7 protein-coding genes are annotated in these 15,599 nt (G+C 72.2%); all 7 read right to left on the bottom strand.

Translation table 11 applies throughout. From position 1 onward, the window contains the following. Positions 1-950 precede the first annotated feature (950 nt). Positions 951-1,712 (bottom strand): type I-E CRISPR-associated protein Cas6/Cse3/CasE, encoded by a 762-nt coding sequence (gene cas6e, locus GWK61_RS43570; RefSeq protein WP_194918127.1) that lies wholly within the window; start codon positions 1,710-1,712, stop codon positions 951-953. A 2-nt stretch (positions 1,713-1,714) separates the two neighbouring features. Continuing rightward, positions 1,715-2,542 carry a type I-E CRISPR-associated protein Cas5/CasD gene (cas5e, locus tag GWK61_RS43565; RefSeq protein WP_194918125.1) on the bottom strand — a complete coding sequence of 276 codons (828 nt, stop codon included), beginning with the start codon at positions 2,540-2,542 and terminating at the stop codon, positions 1,715-1,717. After that, the gene (gene cas7e, locus GWK61_RS43560; RefSeq protein ID WP_194918123.1) at positions 2,539-3,678 is read right to left on the bottom strand and encodes a type I-E CRISPR-associated protein Cas7/Cse4/CasC; all 1,140 of its coding nucleotides are present in this window, start codon (positions 3,676-3,678) and stop codon (positions 2,539-2,541) included. The genes cas5e and cas7e overlap by 4 nt, the downstream gene beginning before the upstream one ends. Next, positions 3,675-4,253, bottom strand: coding sequence for a type I-E CRISPR-associated protein Cse2/CasB (casB, locus tag GWK61_RS43555; protein WP_194918121.1), 579 nt, complete (start codon positions 4,251-4,253; stop codon positions 3,675-3,677). Before casB ends, cas7e begins: the two co-directional genes overlap by 4 nt. After that, on the bottom strand, positions 4,254-6,125 hold the full coding sequence (casA, locus tag GWK61_RS43550) for a type I-E CRISPR-associated protein Cse1/CasA (protein WP_194918119.1): 1,872 nt from the start codon (positions 6,123-6,125) through the stop codon (positions 4,254-4,256). Between the two features lie 131 nt (positions 6,126-6,256). Beyond that, on the bottom strand, positions 6,257-7,531 hold the full coding sequence (locus tag GWK61_RS43545) for a collagen-like protein (protein ID WP_194918117.1): 1,275 nt from the start codon (positions 7,529-7,531) through the stop codon (positions 6,257-6,259). A 74-nt stretch (positions 7,532-7,605) separates the two neighbouring features. Beyond that, positions 7,606-15,384, bottom strand: coding sequence for a hypothetical protein (locus GWK61_RS43540; RefSeq protein WP_228563920.1), 7,779 nt, complete (start codon positions 15,382-15,384; stop codon positions 7,606-7,608). Positions 15,385-15,599 lie beyond the last annotated feature (215 nt).

Here is a 15,599-nt window from a genome sequence, read left to right as displayed (position 1 = left end):
GGCGTCGCCCTCAACACCGCCGCCCACCGCGGCCACATCACCAAAACCGCACCCGGCACCTACACCATCACCCCACAACAAGCCTTGACACCGGCCACAAACCCTTAACTACCCGATCTTGGACCGGGCCGGTGGTGTCAAGTCGCACGGAACCCTGCCACAGCGACAGCGATCCGACTTGATACCACCGGACCGGTCTGCTTCCGTCAGGCGACGACGTGACGGGGAACCCGGGACGAAGGCGACCACAAGCAGCATCCGGCGGCAGACTACGCGGCCCCCACCCCCGGAGCGAGGCCGCTCGCCGCGCAGGCGCCGCCGGAGGCCCTGTTTTTGACTTCAGGCACCCACCACACGCGGCCGCCACCCGCCCGCACGACCTGTGCGCAGTGACTCGGACCGGCGCGCGGTCGTGCACAGCGACACCGGCCAGCCGCCAGCGCAACCTGTCCCGCACAACCGAACTGCGTTCCCCGCGAGGCCATCCAACCATGTGCGAAGCCGTAAAAAGCTTCTAAAAACCACAACCCAACCGCACCCACCACACTCACCCGACACCAATCACCCGCACCCACACATAAAGCAGGAGCGCCAAAACGTCAGCAGAGCAAGCAATAGCCGACGAAACCTCCGCCAGTGCGGAGCCGACTCGGCGCCCAGCTCGCCGGCCAAGGTCTAGCGTGGGGGATCCCCGCGCGTGCGGGGACGGATCCCGACCGCCTACTGTCGGCTTGAGCGTGCCAATGGATGATGCCCGCCAGTGCGGGAACGATCGCTCATGCGGTGTCGGTGAGCGGGGGATCCCCGCTGGTGCGGGGACGGGTCTTCAGCAGAATACTGACTTCAGCGTACCCGGGGGAGATCTCCGCGGAGGTGCGGAGTCTGTGCAGGCACCGGCGTCAGCGTCCCTCTGGTCCAGGGACGATCCCCGCGGGTGCGGGGCCGTTTCATCAAGTTACCGGAGCCAGCGTCAACAGGCCACACCCGTACGCCTTCGCCGGGCCGATTCCCGCCGTCAAAGTGGCGCGCAGGCTCTCGGCGTCGGTGACGACGAGCACGCCCTCGAAGGTCGCGACGGACACGGTGATGGTCGGCCCGCCGGCCGTCTTCTGGAAGCGCCGTATCTCTCTGCTGGCGATCCGGATGTTGCGGGGCGTCTCTGGCGCCTCGGATGGCGACGGGCCAGTCTCCGTCGCAGCGATCGACGACCCGACCTCCGTCTCGGCGATCGTGAATCCCCACCGCTCCGTGCGCTGGAGGAACCACCCGAGCTGCTGCGCCAGGGTCCGGTGCGCCACGCGATGCCCCCGATGGCGCCCGTTCTGCGCCTCCGCCACGGCCTTCTGCGCCGCGCTCGGCTTCAGCGGGTTCTTCAGCGACTGCGTCGGGCTCGCGGTGAGCCGGAACGCGTAGCGCCTCCCGTTCTCCAGCCGGTCGAGCAGCGGCGCGTAGTCGCGCACCACCACCTGCTCGGCGTCGGAGTCGGGCCAGCCGGCCTGCTCGGTGATGTGCGTCCAGTCCGGACGGCTGCCGGTGAGGGCCAACAATTGGGGCCGCGCGGGGTTGTCGGCGTCGATCCGCCACAGCGGGCGGTCGGCGGCGGGATCGGGCAGACCCGCCATGATCATCCCGTGCGCGACGTGCGGGTTGCTGAGCAGCGCCTGACCGTCGCGGCGGCGCGGATTGATGAGGATCTTCGACAGGTACGGCATGGCTACCAATCGATCAGTGCGAAGGGATCGTGGTCGGGTCGGCTCGCGGGTCCGGCCGGCTCGGCGTCCTCGACGCCGGTCGCCACCGTGACCCAGCCGTGGCGGACCGCGCGTTCGGTGAAGCCGCGCCGCCGCGGATCGAAGCTGACGGGGACGTCTCGGATGCGGCCGACTGAATCGCCGGGCATCTCGGCCGACGAGGACGGGTCGTCGTCGACGGTCACCGGCAGCCGGATGGAGGAGCCGCGATGGCGTCGCAGCGCCAGCTCCCCGGCCTGCCAAGGGGTGTCGGCCAACGCCGCGAGCAACCCGCCGCGACAGGTGCCGATCACCAACGGCCCGACCGGAACGCAGCTGCGCCGTCCGAGCGCCAGCGGAAACACCGGCGCTCGGACCGCCGACCGAAGCATTTCAACGGTCTGCGCGCTACCGGCGACGGCGACGACGAACACCGCGTCCTGGAGGTAGTACCGGGTCGTCACATGGATGCTCTTCTTCGGCGAGGTCGCCTTCTGCAACCCTGCGTGGTTCGTGGCCGCCGACAACAGCGGTACGCCCCGGTAGTCGCTGACGGTGTGGTAGTCGCGCAGCAGGCTGCCGGGCTGGTCCGTACGAACTCCCAGGCGCAGGCGCAACAGATCGCTGATGTCGTCCCCACGATGGCGCCCCAGCGCGGCGGCGAGCAACCCGAGAACGCCGGATTTCGTGGGGGCGTTCGCCGTGTCGCGGCGGTTGTACTGACTGCTCGCGCCCCACGACTGCAACGGTCCGGCCAGCCGGAGTAACAACACCGAATCGTCAGGGGACAGCACCGAATCGTCTGTGCTCATACCAGGACTTCCCCGTACCAAGCGGCGGCCGCGCGCTGAACCGCCTCGCACATCTCGGCGAACGGCACGAGCGCGCCGAACGCCTCGGTGAGGCTCGCGGCGGTCGCCGGTTCGCTGGCGTGCCCCGAGGCGACCAGCAGGCGCGGCGTGCCGCCCCAGGTCACGGTGACCGCGTGGTGCTCGGCGGCCAGCCGGCGCATCGACGCCTCGGCGATGCCCGCGTCGGCGGCCACCGGACGCTCGAACGCGCCGACCAGGTTGATCGGCTGGTCGTCCCGCAGCACCGCGACGACCAGGTGCGGCAGCGTCCGATGCGCGAACGTGCTCTGATGCCCGCCGGGCACCGAGCGGCAGAAGGCGTCGACGAACAGGTCCAGCGCCTGCACGGCCGCGCCGGGGTCGGTAAGGTTGGCGTGCAGCTGGTGCAGGCCGACGGTCGCGTAGCGGTAGAGCGTGGCGGAGTTGAACTCGATCGTGCCGATCATCCCCGCGCCGGCCTGTTCGGCGGTGTTCTCGTCGTCGACGGCGGTGAAGTAGTCGAATTCGACTTCGACGCCGTGCGTGGACAACGCGTGCGCCACCTGCACTGCGGCGTCCACGTTCAACTCCGACAGGTTGGCCACCATCCGCCCGAACAGTCCCACGTCGAGCGGATGGCCAGTGCCCAGACACGCTTTGACCGGCAGCCCTCCCACGGCCGCCGCCAAGTCGGTCCCTTCCAGCTTGATGAGAGCGTCGATGTCCTCGGCGACCAGATCGACCACGGCTTCCAGCTGCCGGTAGCCGAAGAACAGCAGATAGCTGGTCTCGGCCTCCTTCTTGCCGGCCTTGATGCCCAGCGGCGCGAGCATCGCCTCGGCGAGGCGTGCTGCGACCGGGGCGTCCAGGGCGAAGCGGGCCTTCAGGCGTGCGGCGAGTAAGGACTCGATCTTCTTGGTCCTGGTGGCGCGTTCGGCCTCGGGCAGGTGCACGGCGAAGGCTTGCCGCGTCGCGCGCTTCCATGCCTGCGAGGACACGCGGCTGCGCCGGACGCCGCCGTAGACCGCGCTCTTCGGGCTGCCCGCGTCGTCGCGGTTCACGTTGGCCGGCGGGATGGTCTGCAGGATGTGGAGGTCCAGGTACATCGGCGGCGTCATTCGGGGGCCTCCGTCGTGGCTTCGGTGGTGGTGTCGGCGCTGGACCACAGGTAGTACTGGCTGCCCCACGCGCGTCGGACGTATGAGCGACGCTGCGGGTAGTGCCAGTCGAACAGGTCCTGGACCAGGCCGGTGTAGTCCAGTGGCCGGCGGATGCCGCGCAGCTGGCTGACCAGGCGACGCAGATGCTCGGTCAGCTCTTTGACATCAGTGGCGGTGGCCATGGCGTTGACCCGCCGATCGACGGCGGCTTCGGAGTACTTGCCGTCCTTCCGCAGCGCCAGCAACGCCCGGCCCAGCGGGACCCCGGGCCGGTGCATCGACATCGGCTGGGACTGCTGGTGGATGGCGAAGGTCACCAACGCGGCGTGCTCAGCGGCCAGTGCCGGCGGTGGCGCGTCGTGGGTCCACGTGTGTTCGGGAAGGACCACCCGATGGTGCGGCCAGATTTCCGGGACGTCGCCGGGGATTCTGTTCACCCCTCTGCGCAACGCGGCGAGTGTGGCGCCGGCGTCAGCGCTGCGGGGGTGGAAGCTTTCCCAGAACCAGCGATCGCGGTGTTCGAGCGAGGCCATTCACACCGCCCCCTGTCCGGCGCCGGCGCTGACGCTAAGACTGACACTGACACTGACACTGACACCGACGCTGACTTCCGGGGCGGCGGCGCTCGGGGCGGCCAACGGCAGGGTCCGGTTGATCTCGCGACGGAACGCGGCCTCGGCAGTGGCGCCCCGGTACCGCCGTCCGCCGACCTCGCGGCCGCCGAAGGTCCGGGGCGGCGTCGCGTGCAGCAGCTGGGTGCCGACGCGCAGCGTCGTGGCGCGCGCGGCCTGCTGCCACGTCGCGATGCCGACGGAGACGGACTGCTGGTCCGCGGTGTGGTGCTGCAAGCCTGTCAGGACCCTGCGGACCAGGGGATCCAGCTCGTAGAGCAGCCGCTCACCGGCGTGCTCGCCGTTCTCCCACGGCACCGGCTCGCCGCCGGACGCGCGCCGCAGGTCGGCGGCCAGGCGGTCGGTGGCGCGCGCCAGCCGCTCGGCCTGCTCGGCGACCTCCAGGAGGTGGACGCGGGCCCGGCCGTCGGGGGCGAGTGCGGCGACGGGGATCGAGATCTGGTCGGCGGCGACGTCTTCGATGATGGCGGACTGGACGCCGTACGCGACGGCGACCGTACGGACGCGCAGCGGGTAGTCGGCGGCGACGGCGCCGTGCGCGTGCAGGCGGGCGAGTTGGGTCAGCAGGCTGCTGGTCGTGAACCCGTCGCGGGCCCGGGCGGTGGCATCGCGGGTGCCGGCACTGTCGATGCCGGCCGGGGCGCTGTCACCGCGGGGATGGGGACTGGTGTCGGGAGGTGGGGGACTGCTACCGCGCGCCGGGGGACTGTCATCGCGGGTTCGGGCGCTGTCGGTATGGGCCGGGGCGTTGTCGGCGTGGGTTTCGTCGCGGGTGCCGTGAGTACCGCTAGTACCGTCAGCGCCGCCGACCGCGAGCAGCGCGGCCATACCCTCCCACGCGGGCTGGCCGGGCCGATGCCACCGCGGCCGCCGAGCCTTGGCTCCGGCACCGTGCCGCCACAACGTGTGCGGCTCGAAGTCCGGAACCTCCTTCATCCGATCGCCGGCCGCCACCACCACACGCGCCACCCGGACGCCGTCGCCGCTCGCCTCCGGGAACAGCCGGATCCGCCGTGCGGGCCACGTGACCAGGTCCAGGATCCCGTTCACCGGCCGCGTTCCCCACCCGGCGTCCGGCGGCGGCAGCTCCCAGGCCGGGGCGTCGTCCACGAAGTCGGAGGCGAGGACCGGGGAGTTGAGCACAAGGGTCTGATACAGGTCCAGCCCGGCCGGATACGCGAGGCCGAGGCGGCCCAGGGGACCGGTGTGGTTCCCGGTGGTCTTGCCGCCCTTGGCCTTCTCATCGCCGACGGCCCCGGTCTTGATGGCCGCGGTGTCCCAGCACTGGGTGCTCACCAGCCAGCACGCGGCCTGCGCCGGCGTGAGCTCGACGCGCGTGGCCTCCGTCGCGGCGGCGAACAGCGGAACGTTGTTGCCGCTCGGCACGTCGGCCATCAACAGCGCGACGGACTTGGTCCGGCCGTTGAGCGCCCGCAGACCGGGGGTCTGGGCGAACGGCGTGTCCGCGCTGAACAGGTCGAACCTCGGACGGTGCGCCGTCAGGTAGGCCTCGATGCGGAGCTGCTCGGACGCCGTGAAGCCGTCCTGGCCGAACCGCACGGCCCACTCGTCGTCGTCCCGGCACGGCCCGAGCGCCGCCCACACCACCGGGAGCAGGACCTGCCGCAGGATCGCCGGTTCCTGGATCGGCGCGTCCGGCGCCAGGTCGGTGATCGAGCGGGCCTCCAAGAGCGCCTGCCGGATCCCCACCCGCACCCGCTCACCACCCCGGAGCACGGGGATCCACGGCTCGTCGACAAGGCTGAATTCCACGCTTCCCCCTTTCTCTAGCCCGTCGGTGGGCATTTACGCAGCGCGTTGTCCGGCGGTTCAACCGGCGGGCCGGGAACGTCGGGCTGCGGAAAGAGAAGAAACACTGCCGGGACCGTTGCGCGAGGCGGGAGTCAGCCTTGCGCGGGTTCGGGCTGCGTGAGCGCCGCCGTCGCCCGGAAGAGCGCGACAGCGTCCGGCCGGGTGCGCGGCCGGTCCGACCGCAGGTGGTCCAGCAGCGCGGCGACCGGCGCGATGCCGTGTTCGCGGGCGTAGTAGGCGGCGGCGTCGTTCCAGACCCAGAACCCGTCGGTGCGGAAGTTCACCGGGATCCGGCGACCGGGGCTCAGGACGTCGTCCAGGTACGCGGTGGTGGACAGCACCACCGTGCCGCCGTCGAGCAGGTCGGCGACGACGACGCGGTCGATGTCCGCCAGCCGCGGCCGGTCGGCGGCGAAGCCCGGCGCCGCGTCGTTGTCGGCCTTGTCGTAGACCGGGGCGAGTCGGATCGGCACGCTCGGCGCCGCGGTCCACAACAGCGCGGAGGACGAACGCGCGGTCCGCTGGTACGGGGGCAGGAACTGGTCCGTGGCGAACGCCTCCACCTGCGGATCGACCTCGCCGTGCGCGGCCAGCCGCCGCTGAAGCTCGGCGGTCGTGGCCCAGGCGGACTGCGGATCCGCCACCGCCAGCAGGTACACCCGGCGCGGAGCGGGCCACGGCGCGCCGTCCGCGGGCTGCCGCCACGCTCGCCACAACGCCACGGTGCCGGGCAACTCGGCCGCAGCCGCGACGGCGGCCCGATCCCGGTCGTCGACCACCTCGGCGAGGTGGGCCGGACCGACAGTGCCAGCCGGGCTGACAGTGCCAGCCGTGCCAACAGCGCCAGCCAAGCCAGCCAAGCCAACAGCGCCAGCCGGGCTAATCGAGCCAGTCGGGCTAATTGGGCCAGCCGTGCCAACAGTGCCAGCCGTGCCAGCTGTGCCAGCCGAATCGGCCGAATCAGAACCCAGACGCCCACCGCCGAGCCAGCTCACATCAAGACAGGGCCCGAACTCCGCCCCGAGCCGCTCCATCACCTCCGGCGCCGCAGGCGTGAAAGCGTGCTCCACCGGCGTGTCGGCCTCCTCCCCGACCACGACCCGGTCCAGCGGCGCCGCGTCCAGACCGGCCACCTCCAGGACCCAGCGCAGCAGCACCAGGTCGTCGGGCGCGAGCGTCAGCCCCGCCGCCGCGACGCCGGAGGCGACCGCGCGGGCCAGCAGCTCCACCTCGCCGTCGGCGAGCCAGGCGCGCGCCTGCGTCAGCAGCCCGTCGGGCGCGCGCCCGGCCAGGCGGAGCAGCATCGTGTGGCACGCGCCGCCCATCGTGGAGGCGGCGTCCGCGCCGGCTTCGGCCGAGGTGGTCATCAGGTTCCTGCCTTCGTGCTGGGCATGGCTATCGGCATTCGTATCGGTACCAGCGTCGGTACCGGCGTTCGCAGTCAGTCGACGATGGTGGCGTCCAGCGCGGCGAGCAGCGCCGCCAAGTCGGCGTACCGGTGCCGACCGTCGAGGAGTCTCGGCAAGCCCGCGCGGTGCACGACCCAGCCCGCCGGGTCGAGGTTCACCAGCGGCAGCCGGTCCGCGGTCGCCGTGAGCCGGCCGACGAACGACGCCCCGGCCTCCGCCTGCGCGATCGTGCCGCGGACCCCGATGACGTCGATCCGGGGCAGGGTGGCGGCGTCCGGATGGCGCTGGTACGCGAGGCTGACGGCCTGGGCCAGCGCGGCGCTGTCGTCGCCGTGGATCACCACCCGGCGCGGCAGCGGGGTCTCCGCCGACGCCGCCAGGAGCTGGTCGACGATCCCGGTCGCGAGCTCGGTGCGGGTCATGACCCGGCCGCGCAGCGTGTAGTTCCCGCCCGCGTCCACGGTCGTGTCCACGGCCACCACCGTGGTCTCCGAATGCGCCGGCAGCGTGTGCGCCGCGGCGAACCGGGCGTTGTCGTTGGGCAGCGCGAACCCGGACGGCGTCGGCTGCCACGCCGTCTGGACCGTTTGGTCCGGAGTGGCCAGGTTGCTCAGGTCGCTGCGATGCTCCGCGTCGGCGGTCCTGGCCTGCCCGAGGCTCTGGGCGTGCTGCGCCGAGACCGCACGACTCATGTCAGCCCGGGCAGCGGCCCTGTCAGCGGGTCGCCGGACGTCGTCGAGCCTGGCCTGCGCAGCGCCGACGTCTCGCTCGCGCTGCGCTATCGCCCGCTCGGCGTCTCGGGCCGCCGGCTCCCTTTGCGCCACCGCGTCGATCAGGTCGGCGCGACGTGTGTAGGCGGCGCGTGCCCGGTCATACGCCTGCACCGCCTCTTCCTCGGCCGGGGTCCGGTCCGGCGTGTCCGGCGTGTTCGGCGCGGCATCGCCGCCCCGACTGCTCCGCCACGTGTCGACGCGGGCCTGTCGGGCCTGCTGGTATTCCCTGTACAACTCGTCGGCGCTCCGCGGATCGTTCCCCAAATCCTGCCGCAACGCCTCATAGGCTCGGGCTCTCTCGTCGAGGGGCTGCCTGTCCTCGTTCGCGAGAGCCTGCTGAGCGACCGCCAGATCCGCGGCGGGCTGCGTCACGTTCCGCAACTTGTCCTCGTGCTTGGTGGCCCGTCGCACGGCCTCGTGATGGCTGGGCTCGTCGGCTTCGAAGACGTGGTGCTCCAGATGGTCCGCCACGTCGCCGCGGTAGTGCACGACCGCCAGGTCGACCGTCCGGTTCTGTTCCACCGCGAGCTGCCGCGCCGCTTGGCGGAAGGCGTCGATCCCCGTCCCGCCGTTCAGGTCGGCCACCAGGTGGATCGTCTCGTCGGCCGGGCGGTCGCGCCGTCCGGCGGCGATCTGCCCCACCCGCACGTCCCGCGCCGCCTGGTCGTCCGGCAAGGCGAACGCGTGCGGGTGCACCACCTGCGCCGGATACTCCTGCGCGGCCAGCACCGCCCAGTCGTTGGGCAGCAGCCCCTCGAAGTCCTGGTGGGACCGGATCCGCAGGGCGGTGCCGTTCGCGGGGCCGTCCACGATGTAGGAGACCCGGCCGCGGTAGGTGTAGGAGTCCTGGGTGAACTGCCGGTTGAACTCGACGTAGTCGCCGGTCGTGGCCTCGTTCTCCCGGCCCTTGGACACGCCCCGGTGGAAGTCCGGGATGCCCGCGCCGTCGGCGGTGTTGCCGCCGAAGGTCATGTTGGCGGTCCAGCCGCTGCTGTGCTCCTCGCTGAAGAAGGGCTCGTCGGCGCGCTCGGTGAAGGTCAGGCCCAGGTACATGCTCGGCTCGCCGACCGGCCGGATCACCCCGGTCTCGACGCCCAGCCGCATCGGCGTGTCGCCCGGCCCGGGCAGCTCGAACGTGCCCTGGAACAGGTCGCGCGTGTTGTCCCGGACGTTGCGGTTGGCCAGCGAGGAGGTCATCCGCACCCCCTGGTCCGTGGTCGGCGCGTACCGGTCCAGGTGCGGTGCGGCCGGACCGCCGCCGCCGGCCCGCGGCCGGCCGTTCACGAACGGCGCCGCCTCGCCCCGGCCCAACGACGCCGTCGGCGCCCAGGCCGCGACGTGTTCCAGATCGGGGAAGGTCAGCGCCTGCAGGTTGGAGGCGAGGAAGTATTCGAGCCCGCCGGGCCTGCCGTGCTCGCCCGGAGCCAGCAGTTCCACGGCCGGCGGGGGAACCCGGTTCGCCTGCGGAGCCGGCGGCAGGGGGTCGCCGTGTCGGCGCTGCTCGGTGAGGTGTCGCGGGACCACGGTGCGCAGCGTGACGCGCGGTGGCTGCGCGGTGCCGTCGTGCACGGTCCGGATGGAGACCAGCGGCGCGGGTGCGACGGCCCCGACGCCGGGCCGGTCGAGGTGGTTCAGCGGTACGGGCAGCTCGGTGTCGGCGTAGATCTCGATCGACACGTCCAGCTGGTGCAGGAACTCCTCACTGCCGGCCGCGGCGGTCGCGCGCCGGATGTCCCGGACGACGGCCTGGTTCCCGGCGGTGGTCTCCCGCCCGGTGCCCCACTTCAGGGCGGCGAACGGGGTGCCTCCGCCCGCGCCGTCCCTGGTGAACTGGCCGCCGGCGCCGGCGCCGATCGAGAAGTCCCACCCCTGGTTGCGGCTCTCCGAAGTCTGCTTCAGCGACTGGCCGCCCAGCGTCACCGCGTCCTGGTCGCGCGACCGGATGTGGTCGGTGTCCATGTGCTGGGCCCGCACCCGCACGGTGAACCGCCGGGTGGAACCGTACCGGCCCGGGACCTCCACGCGGTGCGTGATGCCGGTGTTCAGCAGATCGTGCGGGTGCGTCTTGAGCTCTTCGGGGTCGAAGGCCGTGGCGATGCCGCGCCAGGCGTCCGAGGTGTCGGTGAGGTGTTCCGGCTCGATCAGGTTGCTCTCCCGCAGGACGTTCCGGATCGCGTTGCCGATGCCCGTTCCCGGGCCCATTCGGAGCGCGCCGTGGGGAAGCACCGCGCCCTGGGCGTCGAACACCGCGGCCCGGTCGTCGAAGTGGGTCGCGTACCCGGCGGCGAAGGCGGCGTCGTGGCGTGGGATGTAGCGGGTCTGGTCGTCTTTGTCCGGCGGCGGGTTCAGGCGCTGCGCGTCCCGGACGTCGTCGTCCAGCGTCCTGCTCATCGAGACCTCGACGGCGTTCTCGACCAGCAGCCGGGTCGTGTCGGTCCGGGCCTCGTGGTCGGCGAACCCGAGTTTGCGGTTGAGGTTCCGGGTGACCTGCCAGGACTCCACCGGCTGCCGGTCGGCCGTGATCTCCAGGACGAGGTGGGCCCGGTGGAACACCTGCGAGACCTTCTCGGTGAGCAGTGAGATGTCGATGCTGCCCTTCGTCGCCGCCTCGGTCTTGCCGTACAGCGTGCTGTTGAACTCGGTCTTGACCGAGGCGTGGAACTTGTCGGCGATGGCCCGCCGGTTGGAGTTGCTCAGCGCGCCGCCGGTCTCGTCGGCCCCGGTGTGCTCCTCACCGCCGCCCCCGGAGTCCTCCTGCCCGGTCGGCTTCTGGTACGCCGGACCGAGGGAGAACTCGCCGGTGAGACCCAGACGCGTGGTGTGCGTGTCCGTCTGCTTCAGGTCGTTCTCGCTGTAGCTCTCCACCGTCGCGTCGTCGGCGACGTGTCTGGTCGCCCGATCGGCGCGGACCAGGAAGCCGCGCAGCGTGAACGAGCGCTCGGCGTTCGGCCGGGTCAGGCGCAGCAGGGGCGAGTGGAACTCCTTGGGCAGCGGGATCGGGAGCCCTTCCTCGCTCAGCAGCCGCGGCAGGTTGGAGCGCAGGAAGCCCTCGGCGACGGCGCGTTCGACCTCCGCCACGTAGGGCGGGTGCCGCCATGCGGAGTCCGGGACCTGCGGGTTGGTGCGCCGGGCCTGCGCGATGACCGCCTTGGAGGCGGTGCGCACGGTGTCGCCGAGTCCTGCGAAGGTCGCGTGCAGGCCGTCGGTGCCGGACCGGGAGAAGTCGATGCGGTCGGGATGCGCGCGCAGATCGTCGTGTTCCCCCTCGCTGAGCACGCTGGTGCGCCCGATGGTGGCGATGACCGCGCGGTTGGCTTCGACGTAGGCGGCGCCGCGGGCGGTGTTGTCATCGGGCCGGAACGCCTCGTGCACGATGGCCGGGACCGTAACCCGGTCGCCCTCGATGATCCGGCTCACCGTCCGGCGCTCCCGGAAGCCGGAGAACCGGCGCGTGGTCTCGGTGACCGTGACCTGATAGCGGGCGCCGTACTCGGGACGGAACGCGGTGCCTCCCGGTGCACGCAGCCGGCTGTAGCCCTTGGCCGCCTTGCCGTCCGACTGGCCGTGGCTCTTGCTGCCGGTCAGGACGACCGCGGCGTCCCCGATGTCCAGGGCGCCGCCGTGCGGGAGCTCGACGCGGCCGCCGGCGCCGACGTCGGCGCCGGCGTTCCAGGAGCGCTTCACCGTGCTGCCGGTGCCGCGGGTGCCCTTGACCTGGTGGTCGATCGCGACCTTCGGTTCGGTCGTGCGGGCCGGGTCGGAGCGCCGGTCCAGGAGCACCTGCTCGACGCTGACCCGGTAGGTGCGGCCGCGGAAGCGGAACTCCTCCTGGACCCCGGTGTCCAGGCCGCGTCCCCGGGCGCCGCGCAGTTTGGGCGTGCCGAGGGTGAGCTGGAGCTGCTTGTCCAGCTTGAAGCGGCGCCGGGCCGCGGTGCGGTCGCGGCGGGTGTCGGCCTGCGGTGCGCCGGGACGGTTGCCGTGACGCAGGTTCGGCAGGTCCCCGGCCATCTCGTTGACCAGGCTGCGCACCGCGGCGTGGACCTGCTCGCCGCCGGGCAGCTCCTTGACCGCCGCGCTGCCCAGGCCCACGCCGGCCACCAGCTCAGGGGTCTCCCTGCGCGGGTCCGACACGTGGACGGCCCGCCGGACGTGCGGGACGACGGTGCCGTCCGGCTGCCACGCGACGGAGCGGAGCAGACGGCCGTTCTCGGCCACGGCACGCTCCTCGTTGAGGCGCAGCGAGGTGTCGACGGGCCTTTGGTCGACGACCTCGTACTCGCGCGTCGCGATGCCGTTGACGTCCACCGTGCGGCCGCCGATGGTCTCCCGCGCGTTGAGCTCGGGCAGCGCGATGCCGTGCTCGTCGACGATGCGCACCGAGCGGTCGGTGACGAGCAGCTGCCGCAGCTGGTCGTCGGTCAGGCCGTCCAGTCCCGCGCCGTCGTTCTCGCGGGCCGCGGCCAACTGGTCCTGAAGCTGGCCCCGGCGTGTCACCTCGGCATCGGTCGTCAACCAGTCGTCGGGGCGCAGAGCCCTGGCGGTCTCGCGCAGCTCGGTGGCGAACGGGCTGTCCCGCTTCACGACCAGTTGCAGCCCGGTCCGGCCGGCCTGGCGGGCCAGGTCGGCGAGCGCGTCGTGGCGGGTGGGGGCGTCCGTGCCCCAGCGGTTCGTTCCGGCCTGCCGCCAGCCCCATGCCAGGCGTCCGGCGGGGTTGGCGACGTAGCCCTCGGACGGCAGGTCCCGGTCTCCCAGCAGGTCGTGCTCCTTTGTCCGGACGGTCGTGCGCAGACCCGGGGTGTCGCCCAAGGTTGCGATGTGCCCGTCCAGAGCCGGTCCTCTCGTGCCCGGCGCGACGAGGGCGATGTCGCGCGGCTTGCCGGGCTCCGCGGCCCGGTTTGCCAGATCCCTGACGGAGTGCAGGTTCTCGACCTCCCGCGCCGGATGGCCGGCGGCCGCCGCCGGGCGGTTGGTGAACAGGCGCTTGATCGCGGCGCCCGGGGAGGTGTCCTGCGCGGCGTGGCCTTGCGCGGGCGCGGGGTCGCGGGCCGGGTTGCGGGTGACCGCGGCGCCCTTGCCGATCCAGCCGTGGTCGACTCCTCGCGGGTCCAGGACGAAGCCGCGGTGGGTCTGGAACGCCTCGGTCCGCTCGACCGCGACCGCAATGTGGTTGAGCTGCTCGTCGATGGTCAGTCGCTCGTGTGCGCCGGTACGGACATCGGCCGGGATCCTGAAGATGCGGGCCCCTTGCCCGGCCTGCATGCGCCATAGCGTTCTCAGCTGCGCTGGGGAGAGCGGCGCTCCGGCGGGCACGTGGATCGAGACCGAGTCGGCGGGCTGGCGTGCCACGTGCTGCCGGAGGGTTTCGTAGTTCGCGCTGTCGGCCACGCCGTGGCGCGGGAAGGGCGAGGGTTCGGCTGCCGCGGCGCTCTTCAGCAGGCTGCGGTACACCTTGGGCGTGTGTTGGGCGACGGGGGCGTGCACGCGCGAGGGACGCCGGCCGGGCCCGATCCGGGTGACGACGTTGAGCGCCGCCGCCGCGTCGAGGCGGACGTTCTGGCGCCGCGGTGCGGGGACGGGCGGCCGCGCGATCGCCTGCTCGAACTGAGCCGACTGGTGCTCGGGCACCATGAGTTCGCCGACGACGTTCGCGCCGAACCCGAGCACCGGATCGGTGCGGCCCAGGTGGTCCCGGCCGGCGTGGATGGTCCGGTCGGCCTCGATGCGGCCCTGGACCTGCAGGACGGCCCGGTAGCGGACCTTGTCGCCGTCGTGGATGACGGCGGTCTTCGCCTGGCCCTGCACCTGGGTGCCGGTGCTGTGCTGGGACTTCATGCCGACGACCACGTTGGCGGCGATGGTGACGCCCTTGGCCAGTGAGAACTCCGGGCCGAACCGCAAGCTCGTCTCCTGGCCGTGGCCCGTGGTGTGGTCGACGGTGACGGTCTCGGCGATGTCGTTGCGGATGCCGCCGTCCTCGGTCGAGGCGACCCGCTCCACGCTGACGACCCGCGCCCGCAGCCCGGTGTAGCCGGAGAAGCCCTTGAGGCGGATGAAGTTGGTCGGCAGCGAGTCGGTGAACAGCGCCTGGCCCCGGTCGCGCATGGACTTCTCGTCGAGGAAGGCCTCGGTCGCGACGTCGACGACGTGCGCGGCGTTCTTCGGCGCGACGCGCCCGGGCCCGATCAGGGTCTTGAGGAACTCGTTCTCCAGCGGCGCGGTGTCCACGGCGCCGAGGGTGTAGTCGAAGCGCTCGATGGCGGTGCTGTCGGTGACGGCGATGGTGGGGTGGCCGCTGGGCACGCCGGGCCTGCTGGGCGTTCCGGCACCGTACGCCGAGGGGTAGCTGGCGACGACCTGCTTGTCGGCCACCGGGTGCACGGTCTGCGCCCCGACGCCGTCGCGCAGGTGCGCGTCGATCTCGATGCTGAGCGAGTGCGCGACGCCGACCCGGAAGCCGTTGGTGGCCCGGTTGCCGAGCTGGACCTCGTCGGCCACACCGTGCCGCGTCGACCGCGTGGTGACGAACCCGGGCTTGAACGTGCCGATGCCGGAGGCCAGCGCGCTCCCCGCGCTCCTGATGACCTCCCCGAGGAAGCCCAGCCCCCGACTGGTCTCGCGCGCGGCGGTGGAGACGAAGGCGATGTCGCCGTACTTCGACAGGAACTTGGTGAGCAGCGGATCCCGGTCCAACGGCCGCGGCGCCTCGGTGTTGCCCTGCAACCGGAAGCGCACCCGCAGCACCATGTCACCGCCCCCGACCGTCAGCCCGGACCGCAACAACGCCTGCCACGAGCCCGGATCCGTCGCCTCCAGCGCCAACGCCAGCTCCTGCCGCAACTCCCGCTCCAGATGCGGCGTGATGCGATCGGCCACGGTCTGCCCGGTCCGGTTCCCCTGCGCGTCGCGCAGGTTGAGCGCCCGCAGGGTACGAACCGCGTCAGTCGTATGCCGCACGGCATCCGGCGGCCGCCCGACGGAGACGACGGCGAGGTCGCCGAGCGCGTGCACCCGACCGTCGCCCCGGTTGTACCAGGGCACGAGCGGATCGTTGGGGTCGCGGTTGGGGTCTTCGCGGGCCAAGCGGAAGGGCGGGGCCCACTGCACGACGTCGGCGAGCCAGCGGGACTGGTCGGCGGGGTGGGCGAGGTGCGCGGGGTCGAGAAGGTGGGCCGGCAGGTCGGAGGTCGGCGGGTAGATGGGGGAGTCGGGGAAGCGGAAAGGGCTGGCGGGCTTCGGGGCGCCGGGCTCGGGGG

This window comes from Catenulispora rubra, assembly GCF_015356825.1.
GTDB classification, from domain to species: domain Bacteria; phylum Actinomycetota; class Actinomycetes; order Streptomycetales; family Catenulisporaceae; genus Catenulispora; species Catenulispora rubra.
This window is presented reverse-complemented; position numbering and strand designations above follow the sequence as displayed.